Annotated in this window: 17 protein-coding genes; 7 read left to right on the plus strand and 10 right to left on the minus strand. The window is 60.9% G+C overall.

What is annotated here, in order from left to right; genetic code table 11:
• The first annotated feature begins 86 nt into the window (after positions 1 to 86).
• Genes JOE32_RS12135 through JOE32_RS12145 form a run of 3 tightly spaced genes read left to right on the plus strand, consistent with a single transcriptional unit; the run spans position 87 to position 3,710 of the window.
• The gene (locus JOE32_RS12135; protein ID WP_209984378.1) at positions 87 to 1,514 is read left to right on the plus strand and encodes a di-heme oxidoredictase family protein; all 1,428 of its coding nucleotides are present in this window, start codon (positions 87 to 89) and stop codon (positions 1,512 to 1,514) included.
• A 31-nt stretch (positions 1,515 to 1,545) separates the two neighbouring features.
• On the plus strand, positions 1,546 to 2,610 hold the full coding sequence (locus JOE32_RS12140) for an imelysin family protein (protein WP_209984381.1): 1,065 nt from the start codon (positions 1,546 to 1,548) through the stop codon (positions 2,608 to 2,610).
• Between the two features lie 2 nt (positions 2,611 to 2,612).
• Complete coding sequence (locus JOE32_RS12145) at positions 2,613 to 3,710, plus strand: DUF1513 domain-containing protein (protein ID WP_209990493.1); 1,098 nt, start codon at positions 2,613 to 2,615, stop codon at positions 3,708 to 3,710.
• Between the two features lie 465 nt (positions 3,711 to 4,175).
• Here the strand turns inward: JOE32_RS12145 and JOE32_RS12150 are convergent, their stop codons facing one another.
• The 5 genes from JOE32_RS12150 to colR form a co-directional block, all read right to left on the minus strand.
• Positions 4,176 to 4,403, minus strand: a complete 228-nt coding sequence (locus JOE32_RS12150) for a hypothetical protein (protein ID WP_057007215.1) — start codon at positions 4,401 to 4,403, stop codon at positions 4,176 to 4,178.
• Positions 4,400 to 5,119, minus strand: coding sequence for a lipopolysaccharide kinase InaA family protein (locus tag JOE32_RS12155; protein WP_209984385.1), 720 nt, complete (start codon positions 5,117 to 5,119; stop codon positions 4,400 to 4,402). Before JOE32_RS12155 ends, JOE32_RS12150 begins: the two co-directional genes overlap by 4 nt.
• A 4-nt stretch (positions 5,120 to 5,123) precedes the next feature.
• Positions 5,124 to 5,804, minus strand: a complete 681-nt coding sequence (locus tag JOE32_RS12160; protein ID WP_057007217.1) for a class I SAM-dependent methyltransferase — start codon at positions 5,802 to 5,804, stop codon at positions 5,124 to 5,126.
• A 155-nt stretch (positions 5,805 to 5,959) separates the two neighbouring features.
• Complete coding sequence (locus JOE32_RS12165) at positions 5,960 to 7,246, minus strand: HAMP domain-containing sensor histidine kinase (RefSeq protein ID WP_209984387.1); 1,287 nt, start codon at positions 7,244 to 7,246, stop codon at positions 5,960 to 5,962.
• The gene (gene colR, locus JOE32_RS12170) at positions 7,236 to 7,919 is read right to left on the minus strand and encodes a two-component system response regulator ColR (RefSeq protein WP_003175870.1); all 684 of its coding nucleotides are present in this window, start codon (positions 7,917 to 7,919) and stop codon (positions 7,236 to 7,238) included. The genes JOE32_RS12165 and colR overlap by 11 nt, the downstream gene beginning before the upstream one ends.
• A gap of 201 nt (positions 7,920 to 8,120) precedes the next feature.
• Between colR and JOE32_RS12175 the strand changes: the two genes are divergently transcribed.
• Positions 8,121 to 10,070 (plus strand): LTA synthase family protein, encoded by a 1,950-nt coding sequence (locus JOE32_RS12175; RefSeq protein ID WP_209984390.1) that lies wholly within the window; start codon positions 8,121 to 8,123, stop codon positions 10,068 to 10,070.
• Positions 10,071 to 10,145: 75 nt separating this feature from the next.
• On the opposite strand, the gene groL is transcribed toward JOE32_RS12175, so the two are convergent.
• From groL to JOE32_RS12200, 5 genes are all read right to left on the minus strand, one after another.
• Positions 10,146 to 11,792, minus strand: a complete 1,647-nt coding sequence (groL, locus tag JOE32_RS12180) for a chaperonin GroEL (protein ID WP_057007219.1) — start codon at positions 11,790 to 11,792, stop codon at positions 10,146 to 10,148.
• A 50-nt stretch (positions 11,793 to 11,842) separates the two neighbouring features.
• The gene (locus JOE32_RS12185) at positions 11,843 to 12,139 is read right to left on the minus strand and encodes a co-chaperone GroES (protein WP_003175874.1); all 297 of its coding nucleotides are present in this window, start codon (positions 12,137 to 12,139) and stop codon (positions 11,843 to 11,845) included.
• Between the two features lie 242 nt (positions 12,140 to 12,381).
• Positions 12,382 to 12,858 (minus strand): FxsA family protein, encoded by a 477-nt coding sequence (locus tag JOE32_RS12190; protein ID WP_209984393.1) that lies wholly within the window; start codon positions 12,856 to 12,858, stop codon positions 12,382 to 12,384.
• A gap of 66 nt (positions 12,859 to 12,924) precedes the next feature.
• Positions 12,925 to 13,656, minus strand: coding sequence for a DUF2470 domain-containing protein (locus tag JOE32_RS12195; RefSeq protein ID WP_209984397.1), 732 nt, complete (start codon positions 13,654 to 13,656; stop codon positions 12,925 to 12,927).
• Between the two features lie 114 nt (positions 13,657 to 13,770).
• A complete protein-coding gene (locus JOE32_RS12200; RefSeq protein ID WP_209984400.1) occupies positions 13,771 to 14,778 on the minus strand; it encodes a DUF481 domain-containing protein in 1,008 nt (335 codons plus the stop codon).
• A gap of 194 nt (positions 14,779 to 14,972) precedes the next feature.
• Here JOE32_RS12200 and JOE32_RS12205 point away from each other — a divergent pair, with 194 nt between their 5' ends.
• From JOE32_RS12205 to JOE32_RS12215, 3 genes are all read left to right on the plus strand, one after another.
• On the plus strand, positions 14,973 to 15,287 hold the full coding sequence (locus JOE32_RS12205) for an MGMT family protein (protein ID WP_245229295.1): 315 nt from the start codon (positions 14,973 to 14,975) through the stop codon (positions 15,285 to 15,287).
• 44 nt (positions 15,288 to 15,331) lie between these two features.
• A complete protein-coding gene (locus JOE32_RS12210) occupies positions 15,332 to 16,864 on the plus strand; it encodes an AmpG family muropeptide MFS transporter (protein WP_209984406.1) in 1,533 nt (510 codons plus the stop codon).
• A gap of 194 nt (positions 16,865 to 17,058) precedes the next feature.
• Positions 17,059 to 18,774: a proline--tRNA ligase gene (locus tag JOE32_RS12215; protein ID WP_209984409.1), complete on the plus strand. Its 1,716-nt coding sequence runs from the start codon at positions 17,059 to 17,061 to the stop codon at positions 18,772 to 18,774.
• The last annotated feature ends 3 nt before the right edge of the window (positions 18,775 to 18,777 follow it).

Consider the following 18,777-nt stretch of genomic DNA (forward strand, 5'->3'; position numbering starts at 1 on the left):
CCAGCAAACGATAATTGCTCTTATTCATTGCCCCCGGCCCTGTTAGACTTTGCGACCCCTTTTTCGCCATCGCCTCAGGAAACTCGATGTTCCGTTCGCTTTTTCGCCTGTGCGCAGCATTGATGGCCTTGAGCCTGACCGCCTGCGACGACGCCCCCAGGTTCACCAAAGCAGAGCCTGGCGAAGCGCGGGCCGGTGGCGCAGCGACGGTGAACAAGCGGGACCAGAACGCGTTTTCCCTGCCCTCGGCCAACCTGTCGCCCACGCGCCGCGTGGACTTCAGCGTCGGCAACAGTTTCTTTCGCAGCCCCTGGGTAATCGCCCCCTCCACCACCACCGCCCGCGATGGCCTGGGGCCGCTGTTCAACACCAATGCCTGCCAGAACTGCCATATCAAGGATGGACGCGGCCACCCGCCGCTGCCCGATGCGCCCAACGCCGTGTCGATGCTGGTGCGCCTGTCCCTACCGGATACGCCGGACTACGCCAGGCTGATCGAACAGGCCGGCGTGGTGCCCGAGCCGGTGTACGGCGGCCAGTTGCAGGACATGGCCGTGCCGGGCGTGGTGCCGGAAGGCAAGGTGCGGGTCGACTACACGCCCGTCAACGTCACCTTCAAGGACGGCACGGTGGTCGAGCTGCGCAAGCCTGCGCTGCAGATCACCCAGCTCGGCTATGGGCCAATGCACCCGGACACGCGCTTTTCCGCACGCATCGCCCCGCCGATGATCGGCCTGGGCCTGCTCGAAGCCATCAGCGAAGCCGATATCCTGCGCAACACCGACCCGAAGACCGCCGGCAGGGACGCACTCATCGGCCGCGCCAATCAGGTGTGGGATGACGCACGGCAAACCACCGTGCTCGGCCGTTTTGGCTGGAAAGCCGGGCAACCGAACCTCAATCAACAGAATATTCACGCGTTTTCCGGTGATATGGGCCTCACCACTTCCCTGCGACCGTTCGATGACTGCACCGACGCTCAGGTCGCCTGCAAACAGGCGCCCAACGGCAATGGCCCCGAGGGTGAGCCGGAAGTCAGCGACAATATTCTGCGCCTGGTGCTGTTCTACACCCGTAACCTTGCGGTGCCGGCGCGTCGCGGCGTCGACACGCCGCAGGTGCTGGCCGGCAAAAACCTGTTCTACCAGGCCGGCTGCCAGGGCTGCCACACGCCGTCGTTCACGACGGCTGCCAATGCCGCCGAGCCCGAGCTGGCCAATCAGTTGATTCGCCCCTACAGCGACCTGCTGCTGCACGACATGGGCGAAGGCCTGGCCGACCACCGCAGCGAATTCAAGGCCGGTGGCCGCGACTGGCGCACGCCGCCGTTGTGGGGCATCGGCTTGACGCAGACCGTGAGTGGCCACACCCAGTTTCTGCATGACGGCCGCGCCCGCAACCTGCTTGAGGCCGTGCTGTGGCACGGCGGCCAGGCACAGCCGGCGCAGCAGCAGGTACTGTCCTTTGATGCCGAGCAGCGTGCCGCGTTGCTGGCGTTCCTGAATTCTCTATAAGCTTTGCCCCAATCCGATAAGGGAGCTCGACATGTTCCGTCCCAAGTTGTTGTTCACCAGCCTTGCCGCCCTCGCCCTCGGCGCCTGCTCACCGCAAGACCCGCAGGCCGTGACCTCGGCAGCCATCGCCAAGCAGGTGATCCTGCCGACCTACAGCCGCTGGGTCGACGCCGACCGTCAACTGGCCGTCAGCGCTCTGGCCTATTGCCAGGGTAAAGAGAGCCTGGACACCGCCCGCGCCGACTTCCTCCACGCACAAAAAGCCTGGGCCGAGCTGCAACCGCTGCTGATCGGCCCGCTGGCCGAAGGCAATCGCGCGTGGCAGGTACAGTTCTGGCCGGACAAGAAAAACCTGGTAGGCCGCCAGGTCGAACAACTGGTGACCGCGCAGCCGCAGATTGACGGCGCAGCCCTGGCCAAGTCCAGCGTGGTGGTGCAAGGCCTGTCGGCCTACGAATACATCCTGTACGACGCCAGGACCGACATCGCCGACGCCGCGCAAAAAGCCCGTTACTGCCCACTGCTGATGGCCATCGGCGAGCGTCAGAAAGCCCTGGCCGAAGAGATCCTGGCGAGCTGGAACAGCACCGACGGCATGCTCGCGCAAATGAGCAAGTTTCCCAACCAGCGCTATGCCGATTCCCACGAGGCCATCGCCGACCTGCTGCGCGTGCAGGTGACCGCGCTGGACACCCTGAAGAAAAAACTCGGCACGCCGATGGGCCGTCAGACCAAGGGCATCCCGCAGCCGTTCCAGGCTGATGCCTGGCGCAGCCAGTCGTCCCTGCAAAGCCTGGAGGCCAGCCTCGCTGCCGCGCGCACTGTGTGGGTGGGTGTCGACAACAAGGGCCTGCGTGGTCTGTTGCCGGCCGAGCAAAAGCCGTTGGCCGACAAGATCGACGCCGCCTACGCCGCCTCGCTCAAACTGTTCGCCAGCAACCAGCGCCCCCTCAATGAACTGCTGGCCGATGACGCCGGGCGCCAGCAGCTCAATGACCTCTACGACAGCCTCAACGTCGTCCACCGCCTGCACGAAGGCGAGCTGGCCAAGGCGTTGGGCGTTCAGCTTGGCTTCAACGCCAATGACGGTGACTGATGATGCTCAGGCGACAGGCTTTGGCGGTGGGCAGCGTATTGCTCAGCGCCCTCACCCTTGGTGGCTGGACATTGTTCAAGCAGAAGGACAAGGGCCCGCTGCTGCTGTCGGCGCGCGATGATGCCGATGGCAACCACTACGCCGTGGGCTACCGCCTGGACGGCAAGCCGGTGTTTGCCACCCAGGTCGGCCAGCGCTGCCACGACATCATCAACCACCCGACGCGGCCGATTGCGCTGTTTGTCCCCCGTCGTCCGGGCACCGAGAGCTACCTGATCGACCTGCGCGATGGCGCACTGCTGCAGACCCTCACCGCCAACGCCAACCGTCATTTCTACGGCCATGCGGTGATTCACAAAGGCGGCGATTGGCTGTACGCCACCGAGAACGACACCTGCGACCCCGGTCGTGGTCTGCTCGGCGTGTACCGCTTCGAAGGCGAGCGACTGGTGCACAGTGGCGAGCTGTCCACCCACGGCATCGGCCCGCATCAGGTGTCATGGATGCCCGATGGCGAGACCCTGGTGGTGGCCAACGGCGGTATTCGCACCGAGGCCGAAAGCCGTGTGGAGATGAACCTCAACGCCATGGAGCCGAGCCTGGTGCTGATGCAGCGCGACGGTACGCTGATCAGCAAGGAGACCCTCGCCCAGCCGATGAACAGCGTGCGCCATATGGGCATCGCCAGCGATGGCACCATCCTCACCGGGCAGCAATTCATGGGGCCATCCCAGGAGCGTTCCGAGCTGCTGGCGATCAAACGTCCCGGTCAGCCCTTCGTGGCGTTCCCGGTGGCCGATGAGCAGTTGCAGGCGATGGGGCATTACACCGCCAGCGTCGCCGTGCACAGTGAGCTGCGCCTGGTGGCGTTGACCGCGCCCCGGGGCAATCGCTTCTTTATCTGGGACATGGACAGCGGTGAGCTGCGCCTGGATGGACCGTTGCCTGACTGCGCGGGTGTGGGAGCGGTGGCGGATGGGTTTGTAGTGACGTCAGGTCAGGGGCGCTGCCGGTTCTACGATTGCCGACAGAAACAGCTGGTCGCCCAACCGTTGGAGTTGCCGGCGGGGCTTTGGGATAACCACCTGCACCTGGTCTGATCTGCGCCATGACGACGCCTCTGTGGCAAGCGGGCTTGTCCTGCGTTGGGCTGCGAAGCGCCCCCAATCAGGAAACCCTCGGTATACCTGATACTACGCGGAGGCTGGTTTTGGGGCCGCTGCGCAGCCCAACGCGCGGCAAGCCCTAATGCCGTTCAGTTAAGCGCAGATTCCCTGTGGCGAGCAGGCTTGTCCTGCGTTGGGCTGCGCAGCAGCCCCAAAGCCAGGCGCTGAGCCGTATCAGGTACACCGCGTTTTGCTCGATGGGGGGCGCTTCGCACCCCAACGCGGGGCAAGCCCGCTCGCCACAATAAGCCCACAAATTTTCCTTAACTGAACGGCATTAGGGCAAGCCCGCTCGCCACACCAAGCCCGTTCCCCTAGGTGATGGGCGTTGATTTCAGATCCGTTGCCCACAAAAAAAGGGCCTCACGGAGTAAGGCCCTTTCGGGGGTTTCAATCGCTTCAACTTTGCGGCCTCATCCCTTGGGACATCCCGAACATGAACAACAGCAAATCATGATCGGGCCTGGCCGCCACATTCGCCTTGGCAACCCGCGGCAGCAGGCATTGCCCGCTGCCTTGAGTTGCACTGAGCACCTGTGTCCGAGGCTGCTCCCATGCAGCCAGGGCAAGGGCTGACACGCCCAACGCCCCGACCAGAAACAAACCTCGTGCTATTTCTAGCTTCATTTGGTTAAACCCTTGATAGCGCTGCCAAACGCCGTCTCGTAAAAATAGCTCAGTTTCTTCCAGTCGCTATCGCTGAACGACGAATGGCGACGCAGTTGCAGCATGTCGTGGGAGGCGGCGCGATAAGCGGTCAACCGCTGGCGGCATTTTTCGAAGTCCAGCAGTGCCACTTCCACCTTGGCCGAGTCGACGTCGCCTGTCACTTTTACGAACACATGCTTGATGTACAGGCAACCATGCTGCCAGCGCCCTTTATGCATGCGGGCCAGGGTTTCGGCCAATTCCTTGAGCAGGCGCTCATGCACCGCTTCGCCATACTGTTCACGGCCGCCGGCGGCGTACCAGTTTTCGATCTCGTCGAAACCATCCAGCGATGCCGTCACCAATAAGGCTTTCCATTGGTGTTCGGGGTCGCGACGCGCCTCACAGAACACCATCTCGGGCACTCGCACGTCCAATAGCCGCAAGCCCTTGAGCGCATCGCGCTCGCGCAACACGGTCGGGCGCCCGAACGGGTGCAGCCAGCTACGGTAGATATGCCCGGTCTGGCGCTTGCTGTAGAGCAAGCGACCGTTGGCGCTGACGACACGTTGCACACCGCTCTCACCGCCACGTCGACGGTTGGGTTCCTCGACCCACTCGCCCTGCTGGCGCCAGAAATAATCAAATCGCTCCTCGGGAGCTACATGACTGCCTGCTACGCACTCAACTGCCATCCTGTTACCTCTTGCGCAATACATAAACTCGCCACATGGCGTAGAGCGGGATGAAATCCAGGGATTCCTGAACACGGAAACCGGCCTGCTCGAATTCTGCCTCAACAGTAGCAGCCGGTAACACAAATCTGTTTTGGTAACCGTCCTGCTCACCTTTCCTGCGACGTTTGACCTCGGCGCGCTTGCGTTTCCAGGCCTTGAAATTGCCATCCACCCACAGCGAAATGATCACGCTGTCACGGGTAACCCGTTGGAACTCCCGCAGAATCGCCAGCCTGTGCGCCGGATCACCGATATGGTGGAGCAGGCGCATGCAGAAAATGCTGTCGACCGAACTGTCTGGCAAATCAATATCAAAGGCTGAAGTCTGCAAAGGCCGTACCCGTTTCACCACATCCGCCGGTTGGGCCAGCGTTGCGACCTTCAACATGGATGCGGAATTGTCCGCACCGATGATCACACGGTTGGGCTTTTCGGCCAGCAGCGGCCAGAAACGTCCGGCACCACACGGCAGGTCCAGCACCAGGCCTGGCTCACCGGCCATGGCCAGTGCACCGCGTGCCAATTGTTCGTCGCGTTTGTGGGACAGTCGACGCGCCAGATTGTCCTGATGCTTGAGCAAATAATTCTGCGCATGCTGATCATCGTACTTTTCGGAAAATTCAAGCTTGATTGGGGAAGGCATCTTAAGTCTCCGGTCACTGATGCCTGCAACCTTAAGCAGCGAACTGTGATCAACAGGTCAATCAAGTGTGAAAAACTTGTCCTGTCTATTCCGATACATTTCAAGACGTTACTGAAAACTGCAGGAGCGAATGTATTCGCCCCTGCATGCCGCGCTTACAGCTTGGGCGGGTTCAGCTCGACACGAAAGCAGCAACCGCTGGGCTCCATGGTGCTCAAGCTGACGCTCCAGCCCTGGTTCTCGCAGATGCGTTGTACCAGCGACAACCCGAGCCCCAGGCCTTCGCCGCGCTTCTCGCTGCCAGTGCCGCGTACGAAGGGCTCGAACATCGCTTCGCGTTTTTCCTCGGGAATGCCGACGCCGGAGTCCTCCACCACGAACCCGCTGGGTTCAAGGGTGAGGCGAATAAAGCCGTGTTCGGTGTAGTGCAAAGCGTTGCGCAACAGATTGCCCATCACCGCGTGCAAAAAGGTGGTGTTGTAACGTGTGTCCAGCGGGCTGCCCGGGTGGTAGATGAGTTCCAGGCCCTTGCGCTCGATGGGCTCGCGCCAGATCCCGAGCAGGTCTTCAGCCACCTGCGGCAAGGTCACCTGGGGCGACATGGTTTCCTCGCTGTGTTCGGCGCGGGCGAGCATCAGGAAGGTCTGCACCAGTTCGCGCATCTCTTCACAGGCCCGGGCAATGCGCTGCACCTGGTTGCGTCCGCGCTGATCGATCGCCGGGTTCTCCAGCAGCAGTTCGCAGGAGCTGGCCAGCACCATCAGCGGGGTGCGCAATTCGTGACTCACGTCGCTGGTAAACAGCTGCTCGCGCGACAGCGCCTGGCGCAGGCGGCCCAGGGTGGCGTCGAACGCTACGGCCAGTTCACCCACTTCGTCAGCCGCATAATCCGGCGCCAGGGGCGGTGCCAGGCCGAGCAACTGGTCGCGGTGGCGTACCTGACGCGCCAGACGTACCACCGGCGCCATCACTTTTCGCGCCAGCACCCAGCCGAGGAATACCGCCAGCGCCAGGCTGAGCACAAAGCCCACCAGCACCACGGCAAACAGCACACGCTCGCGCTCCTCGAAATCGCTCTGGTCCTGCAGCAACACATAGCGCCGGCCATCCACCACTTCGACCATGGCGTGATACGACAGCGACTCGCGAAACACCTCATGGAAACCCGGCTCCAGGTGCCGCAGGTCCTTGGGCAGTTCGAAGTCGCCCGGCCCGCCGCTGAAATAAAACAGCTGGTCCGGCTCGGGACGGTGGCGCCAGTCTTCGACGCTGTCCATCATCAGCAGGCGCTGCAGGTCGCCGCCCAGGCCGGCCGAGATGAGTTTCTCTTCCACCAGGTGCACCGTGGCAACGATGCCCATGGCGAAGGCCCCCGCCACCAGCGCGCTCATCAGGGCAAACGCGATGATGATCCGCTGGGCAAGGCTTTGCTTAAACTCCATCTCGACCCTCGGCCAGGCGGTAACCCACGCCGTGCACGGTTTGCAGCAGCGGCTTGGCAAACGGCTTGTCGATCACCTGGCGCAATTGGTGGACGTGGCTGCGCAGGCTGTCGCTGTCCGGGCAGTCGTCGCCCCACAGCGCTTCTTCGAGGATCTCGCGACGCAACACGTGGGGGCTCTTCTGCATCAAGACCGCCAGCAGCTTGAGGCCGACCGGGTTGAGTTTGAGCAGGCGGCCCTCGCGGGTTACCTCGAGGGTGTCGAGGTCGTAGCTCAGGTCGCCCACTTGCAGCGCACGGCGTCCGCCACCCTGGGCACGGCGCAGCACCGCTTCGATACGTGCGGCCAGCTCCGACAGCGCGAACGGCTTGAGCAGGTAGTCATCGGCGCCGGACTTGAAGCCTTGCAGGCGGTCATCCAACTGGTCGCGGGCGGTGAGCATGATGACGGGCGTGTCACGCCGCGCATCTTCGCGCAGGCGTTTGCACAGGGTGTAGCCGTCGATGCCCGGCAGCATGATGTCGAGCACGATCAGGTCGTAATGCTCGGTCGCGGCCAGGTGCAGGCCCGACAAACCGTCCTGCGCACAGTCGACGGTATAGCCCTTGAGCCCCAGATAATCCGCCAGGTTGGCGAGGATATCGCGGTTGTCTTCAACCAATAAAATTCGCATGGGCAATGTCTCCGTACGCGGTAACGGCCATGTTGGCTCGCGCAGCTTAAGGGCAAGTGTGGCTGAGGGATAGAGCCGAAACGGCGCTCGATAACAGTTTTCAACTGATCGCATGGACAAACGAGATTTTCACTATAGCTTCACAAGTTGACCACAGCCTCAGGCTGAAGATCGCCGCCCATCGATATAAGGAATATAGACATGGCATTTTTCAAAACCGCTCCTATGCGGTACTTGCTGTTGATAACCGGTGCCTGGTTACTGGTTTTCCTGCTTACCCGCAGCGTGCTGCTCATCACCCACATGAATGAGGTCGGCGGCAATCTGCTGCCGGTGTTCGGCGTGGGACTGCTTTACGATCTTGGGTTCCTGGCCTATGCGGCCCTGCCGCTGGGACTGTATGTGTTGCTATGCCCGCCTGCGATGTGGCGCCTTCGTGGCCATCGCTGGTTCCTGCAAGCGGTGCTCACGGTGAGTCTGTTTGCGATGCTGTTCACTGCGGTGGCCGAGTGGCTGTTCTGGGACGAGTTCGGCGTGCGCTTCAACTTTATCGCCGTCGACTACCTGGTGTACTCCGATGAGGTGCTGAACAACCTGTTGGAGTCGTACCCGATCGGCAAGCTACTGAGCCTGCTGGCGATGCTGGCCCTTGTCTTCAGCGTCGCATTGCGCAAACCGTTCAATGCTGCAATGCACGCACCGCTGCCCGCCGCGCGTGACCGTCTGCTGAATGCCCTTGCCCTGATGATGGTGGCCGGCGCGAGTCTGCAATTGATAAGCCAGGACAGCCCGCGCGCCCAGGGCGGCAACGCCTACAACAACGAACTGGCAAGCAATGGACCGTATCAGTTCTTTGCCGCCTTTCGTAACAACGAACTGGATTATCCAAAGTTCTATACGACTTTGCCTACTGAGGTGGTCGCCAAACAATTGCGTGTCGAACTCAGCGAACCTAATGCACGCTTCATCAGCCAAGACCCACTCGATATCCGTCGCGCCATCACCAACCCGGGCACCCTGCGTAAACCCAATATCGTGCTGGTGACCATAGAAAGTTTCAGCGCCAAGTACATGGGCAGCAACGGCGACGGTCGCAATCTGACGCCAAACCTGGACGCGTTACGCTCGCAAAGCCTGTACTTCAATAACTTCTATGCCACCGGCACCCGCACCGACCGCGGACTGGAGGCCATCACGCTAGCCATCCCGCCTACCCCGGGACGCTCTATCGTCAAGCGCATTGGCCGCGAAAGCGGTTTCGCCAGCCTTGGCCAACAACTCTCGGCCATCGGTTACGACAGCGTGTTCGTCTACGGCGGGCGCGGTTACTTCGACAATATGAATGCATTTTTCAGCGGCAACGGTTATCGGGTCGTGGACCAGAGCAGCGTGCCCGAGGCAGAAATCTCGTTTAAAAATGCCTGGGGCATGGCCGACGAGGATCTCTATAAACAAACCCTGAAACTGGCCGATGCCGATTACGCCAGGCAGCAACCTTTCCTGTTGCAATTGATGACCACCTCCAATCACCGCCCCTATACCTACCCGGACGGGCGCATCGATATCAAATCCGGTAATGGCCGCGACGGTGCGGTGAAATACACCGACCACGCTATCGGCCAATTTCTTGAAGCAGCACGTCAGAAGCCGTGGTTCGACAACACGATCTTTGTGTTCGTCGCCGACCACACCGCTGGCAGCGCAGGCAAGGAAGACCTGCCTATCACCAACTACCAGATTCCACTGTTTATTTATGCGCCAAAGCTGATCGATGCGCGCGAAACTGCGCAACTGGCCAGCCAGATCGACCTGGCGCCCACGTTGTTGGGGTTGATCAACCTGAGCTATGAGTCGACATTCTTTGGCCGCAACCTGCTGCAGGACAATCCGCTTCCTGCACGCGTTGTAGTGGGTAACTATCAGCATCTGGGTCTGTTTGACGGCAAGGACCTGGCGATCCTCAGCCCGCGACTGGGACTGCGCCGCCACAACCTGGCTTTGGACGAGAGCCTGGAGTTGCGCGTGGGCAGCGATGACCCGTTGATCCAGCGGGCGATCACCTACTATCAGGCAGCCAGCTATGGGTTCAAGCAGCGACTGTTGGGCTGGAAAGCGCCAACGGAGGTGGTACCCACCATTGGTGCACGCTGACAGCAGACTTTGAATATAAAAAAGCCCCGCCTGCATCACTGCAGGCGGGGCTTTCGGTACAGGGGTAAGGCTGGCTTACATCATGCCGCCCATGCCACCCATGCCGCCCATGTCTGGCATACCGCCGCCAGCCGAGCCTTCAGCCTTCGGCTTGTCAGCAATGGCGGCTTCGGTGGTCAGGATCAGACCACCGATGGAGGCTGCTGCCTGCAATGCCGAACGGGTCACCTTGGTAGGATCCAGGATGCCCATTTCGATCATGTCGCCGTAGACGCCAGTTGCAGCGTTGTAACCGTAGTTACCTTTGCCGTTCTTGACTTCGTTGACCACAACGCTTGGCTCGTCGCCGGAGTTGGCAGCGATCTGGCGCAGCGGTGCTTCAACAGCGCGACGCAGTACCGCAATACCGACGTTCTGGTCAGCGTTGTCGCCGGTCAGGTTGGTCAGCGCTTCCAGAGCACGGATCAGCGCAACGCCACCGCCAGGTACCACGCCTTCTTCGACGGCTGCGCGGGTTGCGTGCAGGGCGTCTTCAACGCGGGCTTTCTTCTCTTTCATTTCAACTTCGGAGCCAGCGCCAACCTTGATCACTGCAACGCCGCCGGACAGCTTGGCCAGACGTTCCTGCAGTTTTTCACGGTCGTAGTCCGAGGAAGTTTCGGCAACCTGGGCACGGATCTGGTTGATACGCGACTGGATGTCGCCTTCAACGCCAGCACCGTCAACGATGATGGTGTTTTCCTTGGAGATGGTCACGCGCTTGGCGCTGCCCAGGTTTTCCAGGGTGGCGCTTTCCAGGCTCAGGCCGATCTCTTCGGAGATAACGGTACCGCCGGTCAATACGGCGATGTCCTGCAGCATGGCCTTGCGACGGTCACCGAAGCCCGGCGCCTTGACGGCGGCAACTTTAACGATACCGCGCATGTTGTTCACGACCAGCGTCGCCAGGGCTTCGCCTTCAACGTCTTCGGAAACGATCAGCAGCGGACGGCCGGCTTTGGCAACAGCTTCCAGCACCGGCAGCATTTCGCGGATGTTGGAGATTTTTTTGTCGACCAGCAGGATCAGCGGGCTGTCCAGCTCGGCAACCATGGTCTCAGGCTTGTTGACGAAGTACGGGGACAGGTAGCCACGGTCGAACTGCATGCCTTCTACAACCGACAGTTCGTTTTCCAGGCCGCTGCCTTCTTCAACGGTGATCACGCCTTCTTTACCGACTTTTTCCATGGCTTCGGCAATGATGTCGCCGATGGAGCTGTCGGAGTTGGCGGAAATGGTACCGACCTGAGCGATAGCCTTGGTGTCAGCGCATGGCTTGGACAGGTTTTTCAGCTCGGCAACAACGGCGATGGTCGCCTTGTCGATGCCGCGCTTGAGGTCCATCGGGTTCATGCCGGCAGCGACGGCCTTGTAGCCTTCGTTGACGATTGCCTGAGCCAGCACGGTAGCGGTGGTGGTGCCGTCGCCTGCGTCATCGTTGGCACGGGAGGCAACGTCTTTGACCAGCTGCGCGCCCATGTTTTCGAAACGGTCTTCGAGCTCGATTTCCTTGGCGACGGAAACGCCGTCCTTGGTGATGGTCGGAGCGCCGAAGCTCTTCTCGATGATCACGTTACGGCCTTTAGGGCCCAGGGTCGCTTTTACTGCGTCAGCCAGGACGTTGACACCGGTGAGCATTTTTTTGCGGGCGGAATCGCCGAATTTAACTTCTTTAGCAGCCATGATCGATATTCCTTAAATACTTTGTAGTAACGGGAAAATGAGCGGGGAAATCAGTCTTCCAGAACAGCGAGAATCTCGTTCTCAGCCATAACCAGCAGGTCTTCGCCGTCGACTTTCACAGTGTTGCTGCCCGAGTAAGGGCCAAATACAACCTTGTCACCGACTTTAACGGCCAGCGCACGGACGTCACCGTTTTCCAGAGTCTTGCCTGGGCCTGCAGCGACGATCACACCGTGGTTGGCTTTTTCAGCAGCCGAACCTGGCAGAACGATACCGCCAGCGGTTTTCTTTTCTTCTTCGCTGCGACGGATTACGACGCGGTCGTGCAGAGGACGAAGCTTGCTCATTGTCGATCTCTCCTAATTGTGTTTTTCATCGGCCGGTATCAGTACCGGCGGGTTGTAATCCGGCTATGCCGGTCGCGTCTCGCCAGGCAAGACGCGGAAGTCTGTCTGGCGTTGCCACCAGAAAACCTTTCGGTGACCGATACATAAGGGCGCATAAGCTTATTACAAGGGGCCGAGACGGTTTTTTTTGCATCTGCGGCCCAAAGCAACACGGCACCCGAGGGTGCCGTGTCAGTGAAGCGTTATTTGTTGTCGCGGTGTTCGAACTCGCCTTCGATCACGTCGCCTTCACGCCCAAGAGGCTGGCGCGGTGCCGGGCCACCTCGGGGTTGCAGGTCGTCGGCGAACGCGCGTTGGCGCATCGCAGCCTCTTCGGCACGCTGGCGCATCTTGCCGGCCAGACGTTTGCGAGTGAACGGCAGCAGCATCACCAGGCCGACTGCATCACTGATGAAGCCGGGAAGGATCAACAGGCCGCCCGCCAGGGCCATCATCAGGCCTTCCAGCATGGTCTGGGCCGGCAGTTCGCCGCGGTTCAGGCTTTCACGGGCGCGCAGCGCCGTGGCCAGGCCGGCGACGCGCAGCACCAGTACGCCGAGCATCGAGCCGAGAATGATCAGCAACAGGGCCGGGAAAAACCCGATTGCGCTGCTGACTTGAACGAAGACGAACAGCTCCAACACCGGGAACAGCAGAAAGAGCAATAAAAAAGGGCGCATCAAATGGTTCCTCAACGCAAGAATGCCTTGCCAGTCCACCCTAGATGACGTCGCAATTGTGTGAATTCAAGCGCTGGCAGGCTCTTTTTTCGGCCAGGCCTGGGCATGGGCCAGTGAAACCAGGGCCTCGCGCACTTGTGTCGGCGTGTTGCAAGGCGTTGCAAACGGCAACCAGTGCAGCGATTGGCCGATACGCAGGTGCAGGCCTTCGCTGTAGATGCCGGCCAATTGCGCGGGCTCGCGGGTCGGCAAGTCGCCCAGTTGCACGTAGTGGGCAATGGCCTTGGCGTGATCGCTGTTCATGTGCTCGATCATGCTGCGTTCGGTCTTGCCGGCGAACGGATTGGCCAGGGTCAGTTGGTCGACCCAGTGAATCGCGCCGAACCCGCCGATATAACGGTGGCGCACCGGCTTGAGTACCCAGAAGTCGAAATCGTGGGCCTTGTGATAGTTGGCAGAATCAGGGAAGTAGCGGTAATAGCGCTCGGCAGCGGCCTCGATGGCAGCGGCGTCTTCGAGCTTTTCGGCTTCGCCGAGGTAAGTCAGACGCCCCACGGCCTGCACATCATCCGCCTCGCGCTCACCCACCAGCAGCGAGCACTTGGGGTCTTTTTGCAGGTTATGGGTGTGTTGGGCAATCCGGCTGATGAGGATCAACGGCCGGCCCTGCTCGTCCAGGCAATACGGCACGACCGAGCCGAACGGAAAGCCGGGCATGGCTTTGGACAGGGTGGAGAGAGCCCCACGGTATTCCTTGAGCAACAGCTCTCGGGCATTTTTGGCAACCTGCGCGCTCAACGTATGACTCCTCATGTATTCCGCTGCCCATGGTTTATGGGAATGGATCTCAACACAAGGTAATCAATCTACGCGCCGGTTGCCAGCAACGATCCCGCAGTGTGCTCGACTTTATTACCAGGCCACGCCAAAGCCTGCGGTGTAGCGAGTTTTGCTCAAGTCGCTTTGCTCTTCACCGCTGACCACATCGCGTTCGGCCTTGAGGTTGAGCGACGCCCATTCGGTGACCTTGTAGCGCAGACCGATTTCCGCATCCAGCGAGTAGTCGGCCGGCGCGTCGATCGGCTTGCCCAATTCGCCGTTGGTGAAGAACTCCACGGTCTTGCCAATCAGGTAGCGGTTGTAGTTCCACTTCATGGCCAGGGAATAGAAGTTGTCCTTGCCGCCGTTGGCATATTCGTAATCGGTGCGGTTGACCAGCGAGCCGAGAGAGAACGCGCCCAGTTCGTCATCCCAGAACTGATAGCCCGGGCCGGTACCGACGGTGCGTTGGCGCGCCAGCTCTTCAACCTTGTCGCGCTTGTAGGTCAGGCGCCCCTGCCAGAACCAGTGTTCGGTGATGAAGCGGTCCAGGTCGTATTCCAGGGCCCAGTTATCGGTGGTGGTGACATCGTCCTGAAACTCGCGGTTGTATTCGCCCTGCCCGGTATGACGCCATTGGCCATGGCGCGCAGTGGTCTTGAAATCGATGTCGTAGTCGTTGGTGTCCCGTTCGGCGCGCTTGTAGTCCAGGGCCATGTCGACGTTGCCTTTCCACACCAGGTCCTGGATCACAGGCTTGGGCGTGAGGATCTGCTGGATGCTTGCCAGCTCGACGGTCTTGGGCGCTTCGCCATTGGCCAGTATCACTTTGCCGTCATCCGCAGGCTTCAGGGACTTGGCCTTCTCACCGCTGTAGGCGTCCTGTTTGACCAGCAGTTCCTGGTCGCTTTCCAGGGTTTTCACCTGTTTCCAGTCCACCGGAATGGCGCCGCCATAGCTGGTCTGGATCAGCAGTTTGCCGCCATCGAAGACCTTGATCTTGCCCGTCAGGCGGTCACCGTTCTTCAACCAGACGGTATCGGCGAGCACGGGGGTTGAGGCGCTGAAAATAGCGAGGCACAGCAGGGTTCTGGACAACATAAGCGGATTCGGGGCTCAGGGTTGGCGAAAAAAGGACGGTTATCGTGTTAGATAGCTAGCACTGACTCAAGTATGAATGTTCAGTTCAACCAATGCCCTTATTTTTACAGACGTTTCTTACAAACAGACAGACGATCTCAACGGATAGGCCCACAGTGAACCAAGCTGCCGACACCCCGCAAAGCCCCGCCGACATGCGTCGCACGGCGTTATACCTGACTCTGGCGCAAGTCCCCGAAGGCTGCGTGGTGAGTTATGGCGAACTGGCGCACCTGGCAGGGCTGGGCCGCGCTGCACGCTGGGTGGGGCGCACCCTCAGCCAGTTGCCGGGCGACACGCGCCTGCCCTGGCATCGGGTGCTGGGTGCCGGTGGTCGGATAAGCTTGCCGGCAGGCAGCGCCTCGGGCGACGAGCAACGCGCGCGATTACGCGCTGAGGGCGTCACGGTGCGCAACAATCGTGTGGATATTCAGCGCCATGGCTGGCGCCCGGTAGAGCACAGCGGTTAGAGTGCGCGCTTTGTTTCCCGTGAATCTGAGGCAGACTCCAGCCCATGCCCCGTAAAACCTGGCGCGCCGCGCTCGCCGCCTATGCCAGCCCTTCGACGCTTGTCCTGTTGTTGCTTGGCTTTGCCGCCGGCCTGCCTTACATGTTGGTGTTTTCAACGCTGTCGGTGTGGCTGCGCGAGGCCGGAGTGGCCCGTGAGACCATCGGCTATGCGAGCCTGATCGGCCTGGCGTATGCCTTTAAATGGGTCTGGTCGCCGCTGCTCGACCAATGGCGCCTGCCACTGCTCGGCAAACTCGGACGTCGTCGCTCCTGGCTGGTCCTGGCCCAATCGCTGGTGATCCTCGGATTGATCGGCATGGGCTTTTGCGACCCGCAAAAACATTTGTCGTGGCTGATCGCGATTGCGGTGGTGGTGGCGTTTGCATCGGCCACCCAGGATATCGCGGTGGATGCCTATCGCCTGGAAATCGCCGACGACAGCCGCCAGGCCGCCCTGGCTGCCAGCTATATGTCCGGTTATCGCATTGCTGCCCTGCTCGCCACCGCAGGTGCGCTGTTCTTTGCCGAGGGTTTCGGCTCAACGGGTTTCAACTATAAGCATTCGGCGTGGACCGGCACCTACGTGCTGTTCGGCGCGCTGATGGTGCCGGCGCTGCTGACCACCCTGTTCATGCGTGAACCCAACGTACCGCTGCGCACGCAGTTGCAGGCGGGGCGCTACAGTTTTGCGCATCAACTGGTCTCGGTCTTTGTGTTGATCGTGCTGCTGGTGTCGGTGCCGGCGATGTTCACCCAGTTGTACAACACCGATTTCGCCAGCGTGCTGTTCCAGGGCGTAAGCCTGTGGCAATTGCTGATGGAAGACCGCGCCTTCCTGCGCGCCATTCTCTACATCACCCTGACTGCACTGTGCCTGTCGGCCATGGGCCGCCGAGGCCTGGCGCCGGTGCTCACGCCGGTCAACGACTTTATCCTGCGCTACCGCTGGCAGGCATTACTGCTGCTCGGGCTGATCGCCAGCTATCGCATGTCGGATACCGTGATGGGCGTAATGGCCAACGTGTTCTACATCGACCAGGGCTTCACCAAGGACCAGATTGCCGGCGTCAGCAAGATCTTCGGCCTGATCATGACGCTGCTCGGCGCCGGCATGGGCGGGCTGCTGATTGTGCGGTTCGGCATCCTGCCGATCCTGTTCATCGGCGGCGTGGCCTCGGCCGCTACCAACCTGCTGTTCGTGATGCTCGCCGACATGGGCCCCGACCTGCAGATGCTGATCTTCACCATCTCGCTGGATAACTTCAGTTCGGGCCTGGCGACCTCGGCGTTCGTGGCCTACCTGTCGAGCCTGACCAACCTCAAGTTCTCCGCCACCCAATACGCCCTGCTCAGCTCGATCATGCTGCTGCTGCCACGCCTGATCGGCGGGTACTCGGGCGTGATGGTGGAGAAGTTCGGCTATCACAGTTTCTTCCTGATCACCTGCATGCTGGGGGTACCGACGCTGCTGCTGATTGCGCTGCACTGGTATCAGGAGAATCAGCGGGCGCGGTTGAATCCTCCCGCCGAAGAGTGACACGCCTCGATCAATGTGGGAGCGGGCTTGCCTGCGATGCAGACACCTCGGTACATCAGGCACGCCGCGTTGACGCCATCGCAGGCAAGCCAGCGCCCACCTGAATCCCTTCAGTTCTGATGCCTGTACTCCGGCAGCAAGCGCCCGTACAATCCCAAGTCATTTCAAGTCCAAGCAACCGACAACGGCCTACCATGCGTACCAGTCAATATTTGCTCGCCACACAGAAAGAAACGCCTTCCGACGCGGTTGTGATCAGCCATCAGCTGATGCTGCGCGCCGGCATGATCCGCAAACTGGCCTCGGGCCTGTACACCTGGCTGCCCATGGGCTTGAAGGTGATGCGCAAGGTCGAGGCCATCGTTCGCGAAGAGATGAACGCCGCCGGCTCTCTGGAAGTGTTGATGCCGAGCACCCAACCGGCTGAGCTGTGGCAGGAATCCGGGCGCTGGGAAGAGTACGGCCCTGAGCTGCTGCGCTTCAAGGACCGTCACGGCCGCGATTTCTGCGCCGGCCCGACCCACGAAGAAGTGATCACCGACCTGATGCGCAACGAGCTGAGCAGCTACAAGCAGCTGCCGCTGAACCTGTATCAGATCCAGACCAAATTCCGTGACGAAATCCGCCCGCGCTTCGGCTTGATGCGCGGCCGTGAATTCATCATGAAGGACTCGTATTCGTTCCACGCCGACCAGGCCTCGCTGCAGGTCACCTATGACCGCATGCACCAGGCCTATTGCAACGTGTTCACGCGCCTGGGCCTCAAATTCCGCCCGGTTGAAGCGGACAACGGCTCCATCGGCGGCGCCGGCTCCCACGAGTTCCACGTACTGGCTGAATCCGGTGAAGACGATATCGCCTTCAGCAACGGTTCCGATTACGCGGCGAACATCGAGAAAGCCGAAGCCGTGCCACGGGAAACCTCGCGCCCGGCGGCGGAGCAAGAGCTGCGCCTGGTGGATACGCCCGAGACCAAGACCATCGCGGCCCTGGTGGACAAATTCAATCTGCCGATTGAAAAGACCATCAAGACCCTGATCGTGCGTGCCGAGGAAGAAGGCAAGCTGATCGCCCTGGTGATCCGTGGCGACCACGAGCTCAACGAAATCAAGGCTGCCCAGCAACCTGGCGTGGCCAGCCCGCTGGTGATGGCCACCGATGCCGAACTGCGCGACGCCATTGGTGCCGGCGCCGGTTCCCTCGGTCCGCTGAACCTGCCGCTGCCAATCATCATCGATCGTTCCGTTGCACTGATGAGCGACTTCGCCATCGGCGCCAACATCGACGACAAGCACTACTTCGGCGTGAACTGGGAACGTGACCTGCCGGTTCCGACCGTGGCCGATCTGCGCAACGTGGTGGCCGGCGACCCGAGCCCGGATGGCAAGGGCACCCTGGAAATCAAGCGCGGCATCGAAGTCGGGCACATCTTCCAGCTGGGCAACAAGTACAGCAAGGCGATGAAGTGCGAAGTGCTGGGCGAGAACGGCAAGCCGATCACCCTGGAAATGGGCTGCTACGGCATCGGGATTTCCCGCGTGGTGGCGGCTGCCATCGAGCAGAACAACGACGACAAGGGCATCATCTGGAGTGACGCCCTGGCGCCGTTCCAGGTTGCCCTGGTGCCGCTGCGCTATGAAACCGAGCAAGTACGCGAAGCCACCGACAAACTGTATGCCGAACTCACGGCCGCCGGTTTCGAAGTGCTGCTGGATGATCGGGACAAGAAGACCAGCCCGGGCATCAAGTTCGCCGACATGGAACTGATTGGCATCCCGCACCGGATCGTGGTCAGTGACCGCGGCCTGGCCGATGGCAATCTGGAATACAAGAGCCGGACCGAAGCCGAAGCCCAACCGTTGCCGGTGGCTGACGTGCTGTCTTTCCTTCAGGCGCGTATTCGTCGCTGAAAA

Source organism: Pseudomonas sp. PvP025 (genome assembly GCF_017832155.1).
GTDB lineage: Bacteria > Pseudomonadota > Gammaproteobacteria > Pseudomonadales > Pseudomonadaceae > Aquipseudomonas.